At 71.6% G+C, this 20,508-nt stretch carries 14 protein-coding genes and 1 pseudogene; 9 read left to right on the top strand and 6 right to left on the bottom strand.

The genetic code is table 11. The features are described 5' to 3' along the window. Positions 1-42: 42 nt before the first annotated feature. Positions 43-1,113: a hypothetical protein gene (locus DY240_RS29165; protein ID WP_147375578.1), complete on the bottom strand. Its 1,071-nt coding sequence runs from the start codon at positions 1,111-1,113 to the stop codon at positions 43-45. Between the two features lie 326 nt (positions 1,114-1,439). On the opposite strand from DY240_RS29165, the gene DY240_RS29160 reads away from it, so the two are divergent. Genes DY240_RS29160 through DY240_RS29130 form a run of 7 tightly spaced genes read left to right on the top strand, consistent with a single transcriptional unit; the run spans position 1,440 to position 9,187 of the window. Further along, positions 1,440-2,297 carry a MurR/RpiR family transcriptional regulator gene (locus tag DY240_RS29160; protein ID WP_199702699.1) on the top strand — a complete coding sequence of 286 codons (858 nt, stop codon included), beginning with the start codon at positions 1,440-1,442 and terminating at the stop codon, positions 2,295-2,297. Between the two features lie 50 nt (positions 2,298-2,347). Beyond that, positions 2,348-4,456, top strand: coding sequence for an outer membrane protein assembly factor BamB family protein (locus DY240_RS29155; RefSeq protein WP_119663150.1), 2,109 nt, complete (start codon positions 2,348-2,350; stop codon positions 4,454-4,456). Beyond that, on the top strand, positions 4,453-5,340 hold the full coding sequence (locus DY240_RS29150) for a carbohydrate ABC transporter permease (protein ID WP_119663149.1): 888 nt from the start codon (positions 4,453-4,455) through the stop codon (positions 5,338-5,340). The genes DY240_RS29155 and DY240_RS29150 overlap by 4 nt, the downstream gene beginning before the upstream one ends. Next, entirely contained in the window at positions 5,337-6,149 is an 813-nt protein-coding gene (locus DY240_RS29145; protein WP_119663148.1) for a carbohydrate ABC transporter permease, read from the top strand. The genes DY240_RS29150 and DY240_RS29145 overlap by 4 nt, the downstream gene beginning before the upstream one ends. 34 nt (positions 6,150-6,183) lie before the next feature. Continuing rightward, the gene (locus tag DY240_RS29140; protein WP_119663147.1) at positions 6,184-7,473 is read left to right on the top strand and encodes an extracellular solute-binding protein; all 1,290 of its coding nucleotides are present in this window, start codon (positions 6,184-6,186) and stop codon (positions 7,471-7,473) included. Continuing rightward, positions 7,470-8,561: an ABC transporter ATP-binding protein gene (locus DY240_RS29135; RefSeq protein ID WP_119663146.1), complete on the top strand. Its 1,092-nt coding sequence runs from the start codon at positions 7,470-7,472 to the stop codon at positions 8,559-8,561. Before DY240_RS29140 ends, DY240_RS29135 begins: the two co-directional genes overlap by 4 nt. Further along, on the top strand, positions 8,558-9,187 hold the full coding sequence (locus DY240_RS29130) for an HAD family hydrolase (RefSeq protein WP_158603049.1): 630 nt from the start codon (positions 8,558-8,560) through the stop codon (positions 9,185-9,187). The genes DY240_RS29135 and DY240_RS29130 overlap by 4 nt, the downstream gene beginning before the upstream one ends. Positions 9,188-9,189: 2 nt before the next feature. Here DY240_RS29130 and DY240_RS29125 read toward each other — a convergent pair whose 3' ends face one another. The 3 genes from DY240_RS29125 to DY240_RS29115 form a co-directional block, all read right to left on the bottom strand. Beyond that, positions 9,190-11,646, bottom strand: a complete 2,457-nt coding sequence (locus DY240_RS29125) for a tetratricopeptide repeat protein (RefSeq protein ID WP_147375577.1) — start codon at positions 11,644-11,646, stop codon at positions 9,190-9,192. A gap of 92 nt (positions 11,647-11,738) precedes the next feature. Beyond that, positions 11,739-12,518 carry an LPXTG cell wall anchor domain-containing protein gene (locus tag DY240_RS29120; RefSeq protein WP_233552921.1) on the bottom strand — a complete coding sequence of 260 codons (780 nt, stop codon included), beginning with the start codon at positions 12,516-12,518 and terminating at the stop codon, positions 11,739-11,741. Between the two features lie 696 nt (positions 12,519-13,214). After that, a complete protein-coding gene (locus DY240_RS29115) occupies positions 13,215-14,813 on the bottom strand; it encodes an MFS transporter (protein WP_119663142.1) in 1,599 nt (532 codons plus the stop codon). A 188-nt stretch (positions 14,814-15,001) separates the two neighbouring features. Here DY240_RS29115 and DY240_RS29110 point away from each other — a divergent pair, with 188 nt between their 5' ends. Continuing rightward, positions 15,002-15,880, top strand: a complete 879-nt coding sequence (locus DY240_RS29110; RefSeq protein ID WP_119663141.1) for an RNA polymerase sigma-70 factor — start codon at positions 15,002-15,004, stop codon at positions 15,878-15,880. Positions 15,881-15,896: 16 nt separating this feature from the next. After that, positions 15,897-16,553 (top strand): annotated as a pseudogene (locus DY240_RS33605) (SDR family oxidoreductase); the annotation flags it as partial. 274 nt (positions 16,554-16,827) lie between these two features. Here DY240_RS33605 and DY240_RS29100 read toward each other — a convergent pair. Together DY240_RS29100 and DY240_RS29095 are read right to left on the bottom strand one after the other, a co-directional pair. Then, entirely contained in the window at positions 16,828-19,575 is a 2,748-nt protein-coding gene (locus DY240_RS29100; RefSeq protein ID WP_119663140.1) for a CBM35 domain-containing protein, read from the bottom strand. A gap of 53 nt (positions 19,576-19,628) precedes the next feature. Beyond that, entirely contained in the window at positions 19,629-20,429 is an 801-nt protein-coding gene (locus DY240_RS29095) for a carbohydrate ABC transporter permease (protein WP_407659435.1), read from the bottom strand. Positions 20,430-20,508: the final 79 nt, after the last annotated feature.

Genomic DNA, 20,508 nt, shown 5'->3' with positions numbered 1-20,508 from the left:
GGCGCCCTCGTCGGGCGCCGGCCGCGTTCGGCGTGGTGTCGGTCAGTGCTGGTAGGCGACCCCGTACGTCGGCCGGTTACCGCCGGTCGCGCCGGCCCAGTGGGCATGGAGCACGGCCTGCGCTCCGCCGCCGTGCTCGACCTTGAGGGAGGTGCGCACGTGCGTGCAGCCGGCGCCGATGCTCGACCGCGGGATGACCAGCGTGTCGGTCACCGGCTTGTGGTGGCGGTCCGGGCTGATCCACGTCGACCGGACCGGCCCCTTGATGAGCGGCCCGCACGCGGTGCCGTTGGCGTACTGCGGCTGAGCGTCGATCCAGGTGCGCATCGTGCTCCCACCCGATCCCCCCGCGCACGCCGGCCAGGTCCCCGAGTCGCCGGCGATGCACGTCGTGATGTTGACGTCCTGCACGATGGTCATGGTGTCGGTGCCGGGCGTGATCGGCACGGTGTAGCCGTTGAGCTGCTTGATCCCGCTCCACAGGACGTACTCGCTCTCTCGCGGAACGTTCGGCATCGCCCAGTGGACCGCGCTCTGGACCACCTCTGTGGGCCCGACATAGCTGTGCAGGATCTCGGCGCCGGCGTTGACCCGCATGTGGATCCGCCCACCGGCATAGGTGATCGTGTCGGCGCGGGCGTAACTCGAGACCTGGAGCTCGCAGGTGTACGTCCCAGCAGTCGGGGCGACGAGCAGCCACCGCATGTAGCCCGCGACCGTCGTCTCCGTCGGCGTATCCGTGTTCTGACCCGAGTAGACGCCGTTCTGGTTGGTCGCCGACTCGCCGGCCTTCCAACACGAGAGCAGGAACGTCGTTCCCGGGTTGTCGATCGATCGCAGCGAGGTGAGCAGCGTGTTGGAGACGTTCCTGGTGGAGAGGTAGACCGCTTCGCCCGCCGCGAGCGTGAAGGACTTCTGCGTGCCCGGCACGGAGAGGATGTTGCCGCTGCTCGATGCGGTGAAGGAGTAGGGGAACTCGGGAGCGGCGGCCGACGCGGGCGTCGCGGGCGCCGCGGTCAAGGCCGCGACGAGGGCGGCGACCGCGGCCAGCCACAGCGCTGTGCGACCGCGCGATGGAGCCGCGAGGAGCCTGGGGCGAGCGAGAAGCGTCATCGTCATCCTCCGTTCCGAGGACCGACCGCCGCAGGGCGCGTTGCCGTCGATGACAACCTTTAAAGTACGCCCGTAAATTGAATTACGGTCGACCATAAGGTATGGTAATGAGGGCCGGAGTCGCCCGTCAAGATCCCTCGGTCGCCTCGCCCGCAGTGACGGAACGCCAGGCGCACAGAGAGGCGGGCCCGGGCGGTCATGGCCGCTGGGGCGATGACATGAGCGCAGCGGAAGATTGTTCCGGTCACGCTCGCGAGGTGGAACCGTTCTCCATCGTTCCGCCCGGCGTCGGTCGTCGTTCACCGACGGCTCCTAAGTTTCCAGGCATGACGACGACCACGCCCGCCGTGCCGATGTTGGAGCTGATCAGGACCCGTTCCACGGGTTTGGCGCCGGCCGAGCAGCGGGTGGCTCGGACGATCCTGGGCAACCCGGTCGACGTCATTCATCTGTCCGTCACCCAGCTCGCCGAGGCTTCCGGAACCTCGGTGGGATCGGTCATGCGGTTCTGCCGGAGCTTGGAGTTGCGCGGCTTCCAGGATCTCAAGTTGCGTCTGGCGCGCGAGTCCATCCCCGTCGAGCATCAGGTGCTCGATGAGATCGATCCGGGCGATGGCGCACCCGAGGTGGCCCGGAAGGTCCTCGCGGGGAGCGCGGCCTCACTGGAGGAGGCATCGCGCTCGTTCGACGCGCGGGTGCTCGACGCCGTCGTCGAGCGGCTGCTGGCGGCGCGCCGCGTCCTCTTCGTCGCCGTGGGCACCTCCGCTCCGCTGGCCGGGGACATCGCCTACCGCCTCACCACCGTGGGTCTGCCGGCACTGGCGCCGGCCGACGTCCACGTCCAGGACGTCACGGCGCGCATGCTCGGCCCGAACGACGTCTGCTTCGCCATCAGCCACACCGGCTCCACCCGGGAGACGCTGGCCGCCGTCCGGACCGCACGGGCCGCCGGCGCCACGACCGTCGCGCTGACGAGCTTTGCCAGCTCGCCGCTGACGGAGCTGACCGAGCTGGCCCTGGTCGCCGGGAGCCGCGAGACCTCCTACCGCATCGAGTCCATGACCAGCCGCATCGTGCACCTCGCGGTGCTCGACGCCATCGTCGTCCTGGTCGGCATGCGCCACCCCGGCGCACAGGCCGCCCGCGAGGCCTCCGCGGACGTCCTCACCGATCACCGCATCTGACCTCTCCGACCCCAGACGCAGACCCATCGAGCCGAAAGGCCGGCTTCCGCATGCAAGGAACAGTCGTCTCCGCCGACGGACGGGGCCGCCCCGGCGTCCTCGTCAGCGACGGCGCCACCGTGACCACCACCGACTCCCGCGGGCGCTTCACCCTCACCCCGACCCGCCCGCACGTGTTCATCACCCGCCCGGCGGGCTGGACGTGCGAGCGCTGGTTCGTCGCCGCCGACGCCGTCGACCCGGTCTTCACGCTGGTGCCGGACCGCGACGTCTACCCGTACCGGTTCGTGCACGTCTCCGACACCCACGTCAGCACCACGAACGGCGCCCGCATCTACCCACAGCCGGTCGAGCTCGGCAGCCGCGAGGCGTTCGGCCGGTTCCTCGCCGCTGTCCCGGAGCGGGCGCCGGACGTCAGCTCGGTCATCGCCACCGGCGACCTGACCGACCTGGGTGTCGACGAGGAATTCGAGGCGCTGCGCCTGGCGCTCGCGGGCAGCCCGCTGCCGGTCCACCTGGTGCCGGGCAACCACGACCACATGGCCGGCGAACTCGGCGTCGCGGTCAGCCGCAACGACTACCTCATCAACACCGGCGACCCGGCCGGGTACGAGCGCAACATCGGGCCGCGCTGGTACTCCTTCGACCTGCCCGGCCTGCACGTCGTCACCGTCGACTGGCACACCCACGAGCTCGGCCTGGATGACGCGGTGCAGAACGCGTGGCTGCTCGCCGACCTGGAGTCGATCCCGCCGGGCACCCCGTGGATCCTGCTCTCCCACGACCAGCCGTGGACGTCCATCCTCGACGTGGCACCGCGGCCGCCGCTGGCCACGTTCTCCGGCCACCGCCACACCTCGCGGGTGGTCCGTGTCGGCGGCACGCTGCACGTCAACACCCCGACGCCGCTGTTCGCGGGGCTGGACTTCTCCCCGCCGTCCTACCGGGTGGTGACCTGGGACGGCGAGGAGATCTCGCTGCGCACCCAGACCGTTACGCCGCACGCGGGGGGCACGGCCACGTTCTCGGTGCCGGCGCCGCCGGCGTCAGCCGAGCGGCGTCCGGGCGTGCGCTGGACGCACCAGCTGCCCGGCGCAGGGCACCGGGCGGCGGTGCGCGTGCACGACGGCGTCCTCCTGGCCGCGGTGAAGCACGAGGACGAGCCCGCCGGCGGTCTGCGGGCCCTCGTCCCCGCCGACGGGCGGCTCCTCTGGGACCTGCCGCTGGATTCGGCGGTCAAGTCCACACCCGCCGTGAACGGCGACACAGTCATCGCCACCGAGGTCATCGGCGACACGGTTGCGGTCGGCCTGCACGACGGCGGCCCGCGCTGGCGGGTGCCGTCCCCGGATCCGCTGCGGCTGTTCGCGTGGACCGCGCCCTGCGTGGCCGGCGACCTGGTGATCGTCGGCGACATGTCGCACCTGAGGGCCCTCGACGCCGCCACCGGCGCGCTCGTCTGGGAGCGGACCGACCTGTCCCCGTATCAGACGCTCGTGGCGCACGCCGCACCCGTCGCCGCGGGCGACGTGGTGGTCGTCGGCGCGGTCCCGGCCCCACGGCTGATGGGACTCGACCTGCTCACCGGCGACACCCGGTGGCCCGACGACCAGCCCCGCGACGCCGCGCTGATGCTGGGCGAGGCCGCGCTCGGCACGCCGCTGTACGACGACGTCAGCGCCTGCCTGTACGTCCCGGCAACCGGGACGTTGACCGCCGTCGACGCCAAGACCGGACAGACCCGGTGGGCCGTGCCGCGCAGCCTGCCGTTCAACCCGGCCACGCCGCTGGCCACGGCCGACGGCATCGTCGTCGTCGACTCCGGGCGCGGCCTGGTCCTGCTGTCCCGCGAGGACGGCAGCGAGCTGTGGTGCCGCGAGCTCGGCCACGCCTCGGCGCTGGCGATGACGAGTTACCGGCGCACCCCGCACGCGCTGTTCGCCGAGCCGTCCCTGCTGCCCGCGGCCGGCGGCGACCTGCTGGTGGCGCCCGGGCTGGACGGCTACCTGCACGTGGTCGCGGCCGCCACCGGCGAACCGGTGGCCGAGATCGAGGTCGGCAGCCCGGTGGCCGCGCCGGTGACCATCGCCGGCGACCTCGCCTACGTCGTCGACGTCGGCGGCCGGATCACCGCCCTGGACCTGGCGCGGCTGCGATGACGATCTCCGTCCGCGACGACCGCCGCACCACCCGGACGGCGTTCCTGCTGATCGCGCCCGCCCTGACCCTGATCGCGCTGTTCGTCCTGGCGCCAGGCGTCCTGGCCCTGGTCGGCAGCTTCTTCGAGATCGACCTCACCAGCGGTGTGCGCTGGACCTGGGTCGGGCTGGACAACTTCGCCGCGATCCTGGGCGACGACGTCGTCCTGCGGTCGGTCCGCAACACGCTCGTCTACTGCGTCCTGACGATCGTGCCGTCACTGGCGATCGGGCTCGGGCTGGCGCTGCTGGTCGAATCGATGGGGCGGGGCCGGGCCGTGCTCCGAACCCTGTTGTTCCTGCCGTTCACCGCGAACCTCGTCGCGATGGCCGTCGTGTTCCGGTGGATCTTCGCGCTCAACGGCGGCTTCGCCAACCAGCTGCTGGGCCTGGCCGGGCTCGGCCCGCTCAACTACCTCGGCGACGAACGGCTGGCGCTGCCGACGGTGGCAGCGGTCGGGATCTGGCGTGGCGTGGCGCTCACCATGGTGCTGTTCCTCGCCGGGCTCACCAGCATCCCGACGGCCGTCCACGAGGCCGCGGCCGCCGACGGCATCCGCGGCCTGGCGAAGCTGCGCACGGTCACGCTGCCGCTGCTGCGCCCCATCGTCGTGTTCGCCACCGTCATGACAGTGCTCGGTGCCGTCCAGGTGTTCGACACCGTCAACGTGATGACCGGCGGCGGCCCGCTGTACGCCACCGAGACCGTCCTCACCATGACGTGGCAGCTGGGCTTCGGCTACTTCGAGCTGGGCCAGGCCGCCGCGTTGTCCGTCCTGGTGCTGGCCGTGCTGATCGGCATCGGCGTGTGGCGGCGTCGTTCGCTGATGGGAGCCCGGCGATGAGGGGCGCGCTGCGGGCCGGGCTGGCGGTCCTCGCCGTGGCCGTCTCGGTCTTCCCGTTCTACTGGATGCTGCGGACCTCCGTCGCCGGCGCGGACTCCGTCTACGTCGACGGCCTCTCGTTCCTGCCGAGCACCCTCGACCTCGGCAACTACGCCCGTGCCTGGCAGGAGGCCGATCTGGGCCGAGCCATGCTCAACGGGGCCGTGGTCACCGCCGGCATCCTGGCGTTGCAGCTGCTCACCTGCATTCCCGCGGCGTTCGCGTTCGCCAAGCTCCGCTTCGCCTCGCGCGGCGTGCTGTACGGCGTCGTGCTCGCCTGCCTGCTGATCCCGAGCCAGGCCACCGCGATCCCGCTGTACCTGGGCATCGGCTCCGCCGGTCTCGCCAACACCCTCACCGCGCTGATCCTGCCGTTCGCCACCAGCGCGTTCGGCGTGTTCCTGCTGCGGCAGTTCATGACCACCATCCCGGACAGCCTGCTCGAGGCCGCCCGCGCCGACGGCCTCGGCACGGCACAGACGCTGCTGCGCATCGTCGTCCCGTTGAGCACGCCGGCCATCGCGACGTTCTCGGTGTTCTCCGTGTTCGTGCACTGGAACGACTACATGTGGCCGCTGCTGGTCGCCCGCGATCCCGGCCTGTACACGCCACCACTGGCGCTGGCCACGTTCCAGAACGCCGACACCGGCACCGACTACGGCGCGCTCACCGCCGCCGCCGTCATCGTCACCCTGCCCATCGTCGTCCTGTTCCTGGTCGCCCAGCGCCGGTTCGTCGCCGGGATCGCCGGCGGCGAACTGCCCGGCTGACCACCCGTACCCGACTCCAGAGGAGAGCTCTGCCATGTCCCTCACCTCGCGCCGCTCCCTGCGACTGGCGAGCCTGTGCGCCGCCACCGCCGTCGCCGTCGCCGCCTGCGGCTCCGGCGACGACTCCGGAACCGTCGCCGACGCCGCGGCGCTGGACGCCTGCGACCCCGACGGCGTCACCATCACCGCCATGTTCGCCGACCAGGGCAAGGTGCCCGCCGAGGCCGCCAAGGCCGAACTGGAGCAGCGCCACCCCGGTCTCACCGTCGATCTCAAGCTCGTCGGCACCGCCAGCTACGACGACCTCACCCAGCAGATGGTGACCGACATCGCCGCCGGGTCGCGCCCCGACGTGGGCATGGTCGGACTCGGGCAGGTCCGCTTCTGGGTCGACCGCTACCAGCCGGTCCCGCTCGACCCCGACACGCTGCCGGCCACCTACGATCGGTCCTATCTCGACGCCGGCTCCGTCGACGGCGTGCCCTACATCGCGCCGTTCCAGGTGTCGATGGCCGTCCTCTACACCAACACGACCCTCGCCGAGAGCGCCGGCGTCACCGAGCTGCCCGACTCCACCAGCGAACTGGTCGACGCCGCCCGCGCCATCCGCGCCACCACCGGCAACGCGCCGGTGAGCCTCCCACGCGACGGCATCGCCGACTGGGTCGCGCAGTCGTTCATCCAGAGCGCCGGCGTCACCTTCGTCGAGGACGACGGCACCGCCGGGTTCGACACCCCCGAAGGCCACGAGGCGCTCTCGGTCTACTCCGACCTCGCCGCCGAAGACCTCATCGCCCCGGTCGGCGCGCTCGACGCCACCGAGCTGTTCACCACCGGCCAGCTCGCGTACCTCGTCACCTCGCCGGCATCGGCCGTCTCCATCGGCCAGGCCGTCGGCGACGCGTTCGAATGGACGGTCAGCGACTTCCCCGTGCCCGACGGCGGCAGCCCGGTGCTGCCGGCCGGCGGCAACGGCTGGATGGTGCTCTCCGACGACGCCTGCCGGGCCGCCTACGCCAACGAGATGATCACCACGATGCTCAGCCCGCAGATCATCGCCGACAGCGCCCGCCAGTACAGCTACGCCCCTGTCGACACCCAAGCCGCCGAGGAGCTCGCCGCCGACCCGCTCGCCGACACCCCCGTCGGCTACGCCTGGCGCTACGACGGCAAGGTCACGCCGTGGGGCGGCTGGCACGACGACAACACCCCGCGGGTCAACACCCTGCTCACCGAGATGGTGCAGCGGCTGACCAACGGCGAGCCGCTGGACACGGTCGTGCCGGACACCACCGCCCAGATCGACGCGCTGGTGGCCCGATGAGCGCCGTCACCCTGCGCGGGCTCACCAAATCCTTCGGCCAGGTCCGGGCACTCGACGGCGTCGACCTCGACGTCGCGGCAGGCGAGAGCCTGGTCGTCCTCGGCCCGTCCGGTTCGGGCAAGTCGACCCTGCTGCGGGTCGTCGCCGGGCTCGAGCGCGCCGACGCCGGCAGCGTCGTCATCGGCGGCGTCGACCAGCGCGACCGGGCCACCCACGAGCGCGACGTCGCGATCGTCTTCCAGCACTTCGCGCTCTACCCGCACCTGTCGGCCGAACGCAACATCACCCTCGGTCTCACCCACGGCCTGCGCATGCCCAAGAGCGAGGCACGCGATCGGGCGCGCGACGTCGCCGAACGGCTGCAGATCACCGAGCTGCTCGACCGACTGCCCCGGGCCATGTCCGGCGGCCAGCGGCAACGGGTCGCACTGGCCCGCGCCCTGGCCCGGAGGGCGGGCGTCGTGCTGCTGGACGAGCCGCTGTCCGGGCTGGACGCCCAGCTCCGGGCCGAGCTGCGGGTCGAGATCGCGGCGATCCTCCGCAACGCCGGGGCGACCGCCGTGCACGTCACGCACGACCAGCTGGACGCGATGGCGATGGCCGACCGCATCGCCGTCGTCCGGGCCGGCCGGATCGAACAGCTCGGCACCCCCGACGACCTCTACGAGCGGCCCGCCTCCGAGTTCGTCGCCGGCTTCATCGGCAGCCCGCCGATGAACCTCTTCCGATCCGAGTTCGACGGCACCGCGCACCGCACCCTGCTCGCCGTGCTCCCGCCGTCCGGGCACCACGACGTCACCCTCGGCGTCCGGCCCGAGCACCTGTCCCTCACCCGGGACGCGCCGTGGACCGCGAATGGCGTCGTCGTTCTGGTCGAGCCGGCCGGCCCGTCGAAGATCGTCCACGTCTCCCTCGCCGGGCACACGGTGACGGTGCGATGTGCCGCCGACGTCGGCGTACGCGCCGGCGAGACCGTGCCGCTGGGCTGCTCGCCGGGCCGGGTCGCGGTCTTCGGCGGGCCGGGACGGCGCTACCTCGGCACCGCCGACGAACTGTTCGCCTCGCGTTCCGCGGCGTCGGCCACGTGAGCGCCAGCGACCTCCTCGTCCTGTTCGACTGGAACGGCACGCTCGCCGACGACGCCGAACGCGCCCGCGAGGCGACCAACACCGTCCTCCGGACACGCGGGCTGCCGGAGCTGACGGCGGCCGCCTTCGCCGGGAGCTTCCGGCTGCCGATGACGGCGTTCATGGCGGCCATCGGCGTCGACCCAGCCGACCTCGCCGGCGCCGTCGCCGACTGGAACACGCAGATGGCCCGCCGGCCACCCCGGCTGCGGACAGGAGCGGCCGCCCTGCTGCGGCGGCTGCGGGCCGGCGGGGCCCTGGTCGGCGTCGTGTCAGCCGCCGGCGCCCAGGCGGTCCGAGCCGACCTGCGAGCCTGCCGCCTGGCGGCGGACCTGGACATCGTCGTCACGGATGCGGCGGACAAGGGCGACGCGCTGCACCGCCACCGCGGCCTGCGAACGCACGCCGCCTACGTCGGCGACACCGAATACGACCTGGAATGCGCTCACGCGGCCGGGTTCCTGCCGATCGGCGTCACCGGCGGCTACCGCCCCGCCGCGGCGCTCGCCGACGCCGGACCCGCGGCGCTCATCGACGACCTCGCCGACCTGTACGACGTCCTGACCTGCTCGCGGCCATCGACGTAGCCCTAAAGGGCGAGCTGGGTCTCGAGGTCGGTGCGGATCCGCTGTGCTTCGGGACCGGAAGCGGCCCCGATCACGGCAAGCGCATCACGGAAGAGCTTCTCTGCGCGCTCGGGGTCGTCCTCCTGCAGAGCGACGAGGCCGAGGGCGTGCAAGGCACGGCCGCGCTCCATCGGAAAGCCCTCGGACAGCTCGACGGCACGACCGAGGATCTCACGCGTCCGCGCCCGATCTTCGGGAGCTCCGGTCGCGAGCCGAGCATGGGCGAGATTCACGAGCACGGATGCCTCGAGATCCGGCCAGCCGAATCCCTCGGCGAGCCGAAGGGCGTCCCCGTGGCGGAGGATCGCTTCCGCGAACCGTCCCTGCGCTGCCAGCGCGGCTCCGAGGTTGGTGGCGGCGTAGGCGTGGATGACGCGCGTCTCGAAATGGCCCGCCAGCTCGATCGCTCGGGTCGCCGACGCCTCGGCCGCCTTCGCATCGCCGAGCAGTAGTTGCACCTCGCTGAGATTCGACAGCGCCGAGGCGGCCCACGGGACGTGTCCCAGCGCCAGCGCGGCGAGATACGCCGATTCGGCGCTCTCGAGTGCTTCGTCCAGCCGTCCAAGACGTCTGAGAGTGATGCCGATGTTGTCCAGGAGCATCGGTTCGACGTCGTCGAAGCCGTGTTCCTTCGCCACGGCATGGGCCGTGCGGAACTGGGTGAGGGCCTCCGCGAGATCGCCGGATTGGGCGGCGTGCACGGCCAGCGAGTTCACGGCGCGCAGCTCGAGACGGGACACGCCCGCGTCCCTCGCCAGCACCCGCGCTCGCTCGAGGTGCGTTCGTGCGTCGGACTCTCCTCGACGCACAGCCAGGCTTCCGATGCTCAGCTCGGCTCGAGCCTCGCCTTCGCGATCCCCGATGTGCCGGGCCGCCTCCACTGCCCGCGTGCTGAGCTGCATCGCGAGCCGGCCCATCCCGGAATGCTCGAAGGTCGGGGCACACGCCTCGGCGAGATCGATGACGGCGGACCGGTTCCGCTCGGCCCGTTCGAGAACGAGTTGCGCCGCTGACAGGCCGCTGGCGAGGGGCCACTCAGGGACGTCCTCCCCGGTCAGCTCGACGAGGTCGGTGCCGAACCTGCTCGCCCCGGGCTCGGCCTGGCCTGCGCGTTGCGCTGCGACGCTCCATGCCTCGCCGATGAAGCGTGCGGCCAGCCGGTCCAGAGCCGCGTGACGCGCGCGGGGAGGATCCTCGCGACGCGCCCGAGCGGCCGCGAAGGAACGAACGAGCGCATGCATCGCGGCCCGTCCCGATGGGCCGCGATGCATGAGGTAGGAGGCTTCCAGCACAGCCACGACCTGCTCCGCATCGGCGGCGTCGAGGTCGACGAGAGCGCCGAGCTGGTCGATCGTCAGGTCCGCGCAGGGCTGCATCGCGGCGTAGCGCAGCAGCCTTCGCGCCTGGGCGTCGAGAACGCGATACGTGGCCGCGATGGAGGCGTGCACGGCGTCGTCGACTGCGCCGAGGTCCTCCTGGAGCGCGTCAACGACGTCGGACAGCGACCACTCACCGTCGTCGCGCACGCGCGCGGCGACCACCGCGGCAGCGAGCGGGATCCCGTCGACGAGCTCGGCGATCCGCTCGGCGGCGTCGCGCTCGCCGGCGATCCGTCGCGCACCGGCGATCCCGGCGATGAGTTCGACGATCTCGCGTACCTCCCAGCGGACCAGAGGGAGGTGCAGGCAGCCCGGCAGTTCGAGCGCGACACGGCTCGTGACGATGACGGGGACGCCGCCCATCCCGGCCAGGAGGGGAGCGACCTGATCCACGTGCGAGGCGTCGTCGACGACGAGGACGCACCGATGCGCCCGCAGTGCGTCGCCGAGGGTTCGGACACGGTCACCGAGAGAACCTGTCGCTCGCGCACCGAGCGCCGAGCATGCTGCGTCGACGATGCTGTCCGCCGACGGAAACGCGCCCTCGTCACCGCCGCGCAGCCCCAGCACGAGTGCATCGGCGGTGCGGCCGCGGTCGATCAGGCGGCACGCCAGATCCGTGGCGGCCTGTGTCTTACCGACCCCGGGCATGCCCGTGATGAGCACTGACGTCTCCGGCAGGATCGCGTCGAGCCGACGGGTGAACGGTTCGACCCGCACGGGGCGGCCTCGCTGCACCGCGACGGGAAGCTCTCGACGCTTGGGATGCCGAGCCGCGACACAGCGCGCACGCCACTCCGGGACCTGTTCGTCCGGCACGTGCAGTGCGCGGGCGATGTCGACCACCAGTGCGACGTCGATGCGGCGGCGCCCGTCGCGGAAGCAGTCATACACCGTGCTGCGGCCCGGCACGCCCGCCGCTGTGCCACTCTTCGCGCGCAGAGCCCCGACCCGCCGCGCGATCTCGCCGAACGACGGATCGCCGTCCTCACGTCGCCACGTGCGCAACTGCATCGCGACATCGTCCAGGGAAGCAGACATGACCTCACGCTAACGGGGGACGACCAAGGGAGGACGCCGCTTCCGGGCGTGGCACAGGCCTGTTCCGGAAGCGGCGTCCCGCCCGTCACGGGCTACGCGAGCCGACGCCGGGCGACGAACAGGGCCGCACCCGCCGCGGTCAGCAGCATGCCGGCGATCAGCGCGATGACAGCGTCATCCGAGCCCGTCACCGGCAGCTCGTCATCGCCACTCTCGTCGGCCGGAGAGGGCTCCGGGTCGGACGTCGGCTCCGGGTCGGACGTCGGCTCCGGGTCAGGCGTCGGCTCCGGATCGGTCGTCGGTTCCGGGTCAGGCGTCGGCTCCGGATCGGTCGTCGGATCGGGCGTCGGCTCCGGATCGGCCGGATCCTCGATCACGGTGAACGACGTCGACGCCGACCACTCACCCGACGTCAGCACCACCTCGTGCGTGCCGACGGCGAGCGTCGAGGATTTGAAGGTGAATGACACCGCCCCATCCGCGTCCGCGGTCTCCGAACCCACCTCCTCACCGTCGACCGTCAGCGACACCACGGCGTCGGCGGGGAAGCCGGTGCCGGTGATCCCGATGCCGACATCGGCCAGATCGGACTCGGTCAGCTCCGGCACGTCGACCGAGGCCTCCGGATCGGGTTCGGGCTCGGGATCCGGGAGCTCGCCATCGAACGCCGCGGAGAAGGTGTAGTCACCGCTGCAGCCGGTTCCCGAATCCACCGTGTTCTCGCCGACGCTGGTGAGCGCGCCGTCCTCGGTGAACTGGCCGGTCATGACGTACTCCGACGTGTAGATCTCCGGGTCCTCGCCTGGGTCGGAAAGATCGGTCTCGACCTCCCACTCCACCGAGAACGACCCGTCCTCCGCGATGGGCGTCACCGGGATCTCCGTGATCGGCCAGGGGAAGACGGAGCCGGTCTGCCAGCAGTAGACCGTCGTCTGCGTGTAGACGTGGGTGACGCTGCCTCCCTCGACCGTGAGCTCGAAACCATAGCCTTCGCCGGATTCGCCCGCATAGGTGCCATCGGGTGTTGCGGCGAAGGCGGCCGTTGGGGTGATCCCTCCGAGTGCCAGGGCACCGACGGCTCCGATCATCCCCAGAGCAACGGAGCGCCTCCTCGACCTCGCCGGCCGGTGCGATATCTGCGTTCTCACTGTGCGGGAACTCCTCATCACATGCGTCGATCAGTGCGCGGCTACCCGCGCGCTACGCACCGGCCATCGGTGCGCGCTCCCCCACCCTTCCGAGCCACGGAACCCGCGGCAAACATCCCGCACAGAATCCGCACACGCAGCCAGAGCTTCCTCGCCTCGTCGGCTCCCGCCCTGAGACAGACGTCGCCCCGGCCGTATCCCTCGCGGGCCGTCCCGGCCGAGACGTCTACCCCGGCGATCGGGCACGGATCGCAGATCGGCCGCATGCGAGTGACGCGGACACCGATCACCGCCCGCCTCCACCGTATTCGGCACTGACGCGAAACTCCGCCTGGTCGCGCCGCGTCCCTACGACCTTCCCCTGGTCATCGTCAGCACCCGCCCGCCGCGTCCTGCAGAAGACGCAGCCCCCGGCGGCCATCACCCTGCGACGCAACCGTCCTCTCTTGCGGTGTCCGGCGCAGGCGCTGGGCGGGTGTTCTTCGGGCCGCGCAGGGCGATGTAGGCGGCGAGCGCGACCATGACAGCGACGCCGACCCACATGGCTTGCTGCCATCCGTCCACGTAGGACTGCCTCGCGGCGTCGAGGAGGTGGTGCGCGTCCGGGCCCGCGCTGCCCGCTGCCTCGACGGCGTTGGCGATGCCCTCCCGCGCCGTGTCCGCGGTCGCCGCCGGCACGCCGTGGAGCTGGTCGTCGATGGCGTCGCGGTAGCCGGCGGTGAGAATCGCGCCCAGCGTGGCGACGCCGAGTGCGGTGCCGAATTCACGGGTGACGTCGTTGAGGGCCGAGGCGACGCCCTGCCTCTCGCGCGGCAGGGAGCGGGTGATGGCCTCGGTGGATGGCACCATGGCCAGGCCCATGCCGATGCCCATGACGATGATGCCGGGCAGGACCGACAGATAGCCGCCGCCGACGGAGACCGACAGGGACATGAGCGCTAGTCCGCCACCGGTGGACACGATCCCGGCCGTCATGGTCGGTCTGGGGCCGATCCGCGCAGCCAGCCTTGGAGCCGTCCCGGAGGCCGTCATCATCGCGGCGGCCATGGGCATCAGCGCCGCCGCGGACAGCAGGGCCGACCAGTCGAGCACGGCCTGGAAGAACGGGAAGAGGACCACGAAGATGCCCGACTGGACGCCGAACACCGCGACCAGCGTGGCCGAGCCGCCGGCGAGGCCGCGTTCGCGGAAGAGGCGTACGTCCAGTAGCGCGCCGTCCTTGCGGCGCAGCTCCCAGGACACGAAGCCGGCCGTGGCGACCAGGCCGACCGCGATGCCGATCAGCGTGGCCGGCGCGGTCCAGCCGCGCTCCGGTCCCTCCTGGAGGGCGACGATGAGGCCCGCAACGGCGACGACCGAGACCAAGGCGCCCACGGTGTCGTATGCGTGGGCGGAACGCTCGCGGGAGTTGGGAACCGACGCCAGCGTCATGGCCAGGGCGACGACCACCAGGGCAGTGGGCAGGACGAACAGCCAGCGCCAGTCGGCGACGTCGACCAGAAGGGCCGACAGGAACATGCCCAGGATCCCGCCGCCCCCGGCCACGCCGGTCCACACGCCGATCGCCTTGCCGCGTTGATCCTCGGGAAAGGTCGAGGTGATCACGGCCAGGGTGACGGGCATGATGACCGCCGCCCCGACGCCGCCTGCCACCCGCGCGGCGATCATGACCTCAGCGGTGGGTGCGAGGCCGGAGACCACGCTCGCCAGACCGAAGATCACCAACCCGGCGATCAGCGTCGGCCTGCGCCCCAGACGATCACCGATCGCGCCGAGCGGCAGCAGCAGCGCGGACAGCGCAAGGGTGTAGATGTTGATGATCCACAAAACCGTGGTCTGCGAGGTCTGCAGGTCGACGGCGATGTGCGTCTGCGCGACGTTCAGCCCGGACACCGAGGCGATGACGGCCATCAGTGCCATCGACACGGCGATCAGGATCGAGCGCAGTTGACGAGCATCCGGCGGGCCTCCGCCGCTCCGGTCCGCCGATGCCACGTCATCAGGTGGGCTGGTACGCATGGATTCCTCTCAACGCAGGTGGTGTCGAATGCCGCGCACGTCGGCGAACACAAGGCGCCGCCGACCCGATCCGTGTGACAGCTCGTCGATGTGAGCTGCGCCACCGGCCCGCGGGTGTCACACAGCGATGAGGACCGGCGTCTTATGTCTGGCACCGTCGTCCACGAGCAGGCAGGAGCCCCGTCGTGATGGAACGCAGCACCCGTGCGTTCGTGACGCATCGCAACCTGCTGTTCACCGTCGCCTACGAGATGCTGGGCTCGGCGGCCGATGCGGAGGACGTTCTGCAGGAGACCTGGCTGCGGTGGGTGGACGTCGATCTCGACACGGTGCGGGATCAGCGCTCGTATCTGGTGCGGATCACGACCCGCCAGGCGCTGACCCGGTTGCGTACGCTGCGGCGGCGCAAGGAGTCCTATGTCGGGCCCTGGTTGCCCGAGCCGCTGTTGACCGCGCCCGACGTCGCGGAGGACATCGAGTTGGCCGACAGCGTCTCGATGGCGATGCTGCTGGTGCTGGAGACGCTCGCGCCGACTGAGCGAGCGGTGTTCGTGCTCCGCGACGTGTTCGATGTGGGGTACGACGACATCGCGGACGCCGTCGGCAAGACCCCGGCCGCGGTTCGCCAGATCGCGCACCGGGCACGAGCGCACGTCGCGGCGCGCCGACCGCGCGGGGACGTGTCACCCGCCGAGACTCAGAACGCGCTCGAGGCGTTCCAGGTGGCGATCGAAACCGGTGACCTGCGACGGCTGATGAACATCCTCGCACCGGACGTCGTCGCCCTGGGCGACGGTGGCGGAGTCGTGCAGGTCGCGGTGCGACCCATCGTGGGGGCTGACCGGGTGGCGCGCATGCTCGAGGTCGGCCTGCCCAGGATCGGCGGCGGCCTGTCGGCCGAGCCGGCGCGGATCAACGGCGGACCGGCGCTGATCATCCGTCTCGACGGGCACATCGACAATGTCGTCGCGATGCGGATCGACGACGGATTGATCAGCGTGCTCTACATCGTGCGCAATCCTGAGAAGCTCTCCCGTGTCGAGCGGGAGACGCTCGTGAGCCGTTGAGGCCGGGCTCGGCCAGATGTCATCGTGCGACAGCAAGGAGGCAGTGATGTTCCTGGTGGCAGGGGCGACCGGCAACGCCGGTCGGGAGGTGGCCAAGGCCCTCCTGGCAGCGGAGGTGGACGTGAGAGGACTGGTCCGCGACGACACCTCCTCCCTCCCGGAGGGTGTCACCGCGGTCCGCGGAGACCTCGACGATCCCGCATCCCTCGCACCGGCCCTCGAGGGATGCGAGGGCGTCTTCCTGCTCCCGGGGTACGCGGACATGCCCGGCGTCCTGGCGGAGGCCTCCCGACGGGGCGTGCGTCGCGTCGTCCAGCTCACCGGCAGCTCGGCCGGGGTCGATGCACCTGGAAACGCGATCGCGCGCTACATGGCCGCCAGCGAGGAGGCGGTTCGCTCCTCCGGCGTCGACTGGACGATCCTGCGTCCGGTCGCGTTCGCGTCCAACGCCCTGCGATGGCGCGATCAGATCATCGCCGGCGACACCGTCACCGCCCCGTTCGCCGAGCGCCGCTCCGCCGTCCTTCACCCCGCCGACATCGGCGACGTCGCCGCCGCGGCTCTGCTGACGGACGACTACGCCGGCCAGATCCTGCCGCTGACCGGCCCGCGGCCGATGACGCCGGCCGAACAGGTCGCCGATCTCGGACGCGCCCTCGGGCGGGAGCTGGTCTTCCGGCCGCAGCCCGACGACGAGGCGCGCGTCAGCATGGAGCGCACCATGCCCGCCGAGTACGTCGACGCGTTCTTCGACTTCTACGTCAACGGCACCATCGACGAGTCGCCGGTGCTGCCGACCGTCACCGAGGTCACGGGGCACCCCGCCCGCACTCGGCGACTGGGCGCGCGAGCACGCCGGTCAGTTCCGGTGACGAGCGCCTGGCCGAGGCCGGCTCGCCCCCCTCATGCGGAGCGAGCCGGACCCGAAGGATCAGGTGGCGGAGAACTCAGCCGACTCGGACGGGGGCGATCTCGAATCGGTCGAGATCCGGAGCCCACGGGCTGTCCAGCGTCGGCCGGCACGGCTGCGGGCACTCCGTCGCCGTGGCGCTCCTGGCCGGGTCGTTGGACAGCGTGATCTCGTTGCGCCCGGCTTCCAGGGTCACCGGGACGCCGCGGGCCCACCAGTTGCCCCACGACCACGTGTTCTTGAACCAGTGTCGCCGCGGCTCGCCGCCGTTGACCGACACGTCGATCGGGCGGGAGATGATGTCGGCGTTGTACGGGTGCCCGGTGTCGCGCTCGTCGTTGGCGTAGTGGACGACCAGCAGGTGCTCACCCGCTTCAACGGCGTCGACGGTCAGCGTCACCGAGTTGCCCGGGCCGTTGCCGACGCCGCCGACGAACGAGCCGCCCGATGCGGCGCGGTGCGGCCTGACCTCGGCCGCTCCGGCGAGCGTCGCGTCCTCCGCCTCGACCACGGTCACCGGCCGCGGACCGTCGACGGCCGGGGTGACGGTGACCGCGTCGAGCCGCACCGGGGTCGGGCCGGTCGGCGTCACGGTGACGCGGTTGACGCCGGCCGAGAGGAACAGCCGGTGCCGGTCGGTGTCCCAGAACCCGCCGCCGGGCGCCGCCGTCAGGACGCCGCCCTCGATCGGCCGCCGGTCCAGGCCGATCCGCGCGACCTCCGAGCCGGGAAGGCCCGGGCTGCTGTGCCGGAAGTCGAGGTCGTAGTAGCCGTCCCGCTGGGCGTAGACGGTGACCAGCGCCTCGGCGCCGCGCCGCAGTACGACGTGGCCGGCGCCGGACTGGTCGCCGCGGTCGTACTCGTAGCCCACGGCGCCGCTGGTCTGCGCCAGCTCGGCCTCGTAGGTGCGGGCCGGCTCGGCCGCGCCGTCGCCACCCAGCTGCTCGAGGTCGATCCGGTCCAGGGTCGCCTCGCCGATGGCGCGGCCCAGCGTGGGATCGGACGCGGCCAGCCGGATCTCGTTCCGCCCCGCCCGCAGCGCGACGACCACGTCGGCGCGGGTCCGCCAGGTCCAGTTCATGGTCGCCTCGTAGCCGACGAACCGCGGTGCGGCGCCGTTGACGGTGAGCACCTGCTGCGACGGCTGCCCGGTCTGGTTGCCGTACATGATGCCGAGGCGGTAGTCGCCGGCGGCGGGGACGTCGACGGTGAACGTGACGGCGCTCTCCGGCCGGTTGAGCGAGCCGACGTCGCGGTTGCCCGACGCCGCGGCCGCGTTCCAGTTCTGCAGCGTGCCCTGGGTGTGGACGGTGCCCGCGGTGATGGCGGCGTTCTCGGCCTCGTAGGTCGCCCGCCACGGCCGCTCGACCGGTTCCCGGCTGCCGCTGCCGCCGGGCGACAGCACGATCTCGTAGGCGGTCATCCGGTCGACGTTCGGGCCGCCGTCGCCATGCGCGCCGAGCCCGCGGATCGGCACGGTCACCGTCCCGCCCGCCGGTGTCACGTCGGCGCGGTGCAGCACCTCGGGCGGCGGCGCGTCGGAGTTCTGGCCGCTCCAGGTGGTGGCCCGGACCTCGACGTGGACGGTCTCGCCGAACAGCTCCTCGTCGACGCCGTTCACGACCACGTCGACGGGCTCGGCCGTCCCGCCGGTGATGATGCGGGCCTGCCGGCGGTCGTCGTCCACGACGGCGATGGCGTCGAGCGCATCGACGGTGGTGGTGCCGGGCCGGGTGACGGCGACGGTGTCGCCACCGTGCAGGTCGGCGTACATCTTGTAGAACCACCAGCCGCCGCCGGGCTTGTTCGTCTGCACGACGTCGCCGGCCTGGCCGCCGGCCGCGGTCCAGTAGGCCTTGCCGCCGGCGGCGACCTTGGCCTCCTCGAACATCGCGGTCCACTTGATCAGCTGGCCGGGGACGGTGAGGTCGCGGTTGCCGCCGTACTCGTTGATCTCGATCGGGAGGGGGTCGATGCCCAGTTCGCGCTCCAGCGCACGGTAGGTCGCGTAGGTGTTGCGGAAGTAGTTGCCGCTGGCAGGATCAAGGCTGTTGGAGGGCAGTTGATGCCACGACGTGATGTCGGGCAGCACGTCGTTGTCGCGGGCGAAGGCGAGGAAGTCGCGGTAGTTGCGCTCGCGGAACGTGGCGTCGTTCATGCCGGCGACGCGGGCGCCGGGGTGGTGGGCACGGACGTACTCCACCGCTTGCTTCCAGTGCCGCAGGAACGCGTCCATGCGCGTGCGGTAGGCCGTGGCGTTCCCCGTGCTGAGGTTGTACCAGATGCCATCGGGCTCGTTGAACAGGACGTACACGAACCGGTCGGCGTCGGGGCGGGCCGTCACCTGGTCGACCACCCACGCCAGCTTCTGCATGTAGTCGGTGAAGCAGACGTCGTTGCACGGGATGACGCCGCCGGGGTTCTCGTAGGTCCACTGCGCGTACATGTCCTGCACGTAGATCTGGATGTACTCGCCGCCGTTGCGGAAGAACGGGTCGGCGACCACCAGCGCGTCGCCGTTCGGGTGCTGCGCGCCGGCCGGCGGCTTCTGCGCGATGCTGTGCAGGCGCAGCGGTTCGAGGGTGTTGTCGCTGGGCACGCCGTCGTCGCTGAGCCCGTACAGCGTGCCGCTGCCGGCGCCCAGGAACGGGCCGGTGCGCTCACCGAGGTCCACGACCAGCTGCTGGGCGTCGTCGGCACGGGCCGGTGGGGCCGGCAGCGTGCTCGCCGCCAGCGCGCCGGCCACGACGCTCAACGCTGCGATGGGTGCGATCCACGTTCGCATGACCTTCCTCTTTCCGTCGTCGTCGATGGTGCGGAGGGTGTGGTGCGAGGGAGCTACTTGACCGCGCCGCTGGTGATGCCGGAGATGATCTTCCGTTGGGCCACGACGAACACGATGAGCAGCGGCAGGCTCATCAGGACCACGTACATGAAGATCAGGTGCCAGTTGTTGAGGTAGAGCCCGGCGCTGGCCACCTGGAACAGGTTGAGCGGCAGCGTGTCCAGGCGGCCGCCGAGCACGAAGAACGCGTAGAACACGTCGTTCCACACGTAGAGGCAGATGAGGATCGTCGCCGTCGCCAGCACCGGCCGCAGCAGCGGCAGGATGATCCGCACGAACACCTTGACGGGGCCGGCCCCGTCCACCCGGGCGGCCTCCTCCAGCTCCAGCGGGATGGTGCGGACGAAGCCGGTGACGAAGAAGATCACCGTGGACAGGTAGATCCCGGCGTAGACGCCGATCATGCCGGCGGCGGTGCCGGCCAGGCCGAGCTGGCGCAGCAGCAGCACGATCGTCACGACGGCGGGCGGCAGCACGATGCCGCTGATCGCCGCGGCGTACAGGACGGCGTACGCGCGGCCGGTGCGCCGGGCCAGCACCCAGGCGGCCATCGAGCCGAGCACCAGCACGCCGGCCACCGCCGGCACCATGACCAGCAGGCTGCCCGCGAACGCCGACGGGATGCGGCCGCGGTCCCACACCTCGCGCAAGTTCTCCCACAGCTGCCAGTCCGTGGGCGGCGCGAGGTTCGGGCTGAGCGCCTCGCCCTGCGACTTCCCCGCCGTCATGACGACCAGCCACATCGGGATGCCGACCAGCACGGCCACCAGGACCACCGTGACCACGGGCTGCAGCCGCGACGGCCGGCCACGCCGCTGCCCACGCCGCCGAGCCACGCCGCCGCCCGCCGGCGCGGCCACGCGGTCGCGCTCG

This window comes from Jiangella rhizosphaerae (genome assembly GCF_003579925.1).
GTDB classification, from domain to species: Bacteria; Actinomycetota; Actinomycetes; order Jiangellales; family Jiangellaceae; genus Jiangella; species Jiangella rhizosphaerae.
Note: the sequence above shows the minus strand (reverse complement) of the source record. Positions and strands in the feature narration are given on the sequence as shown.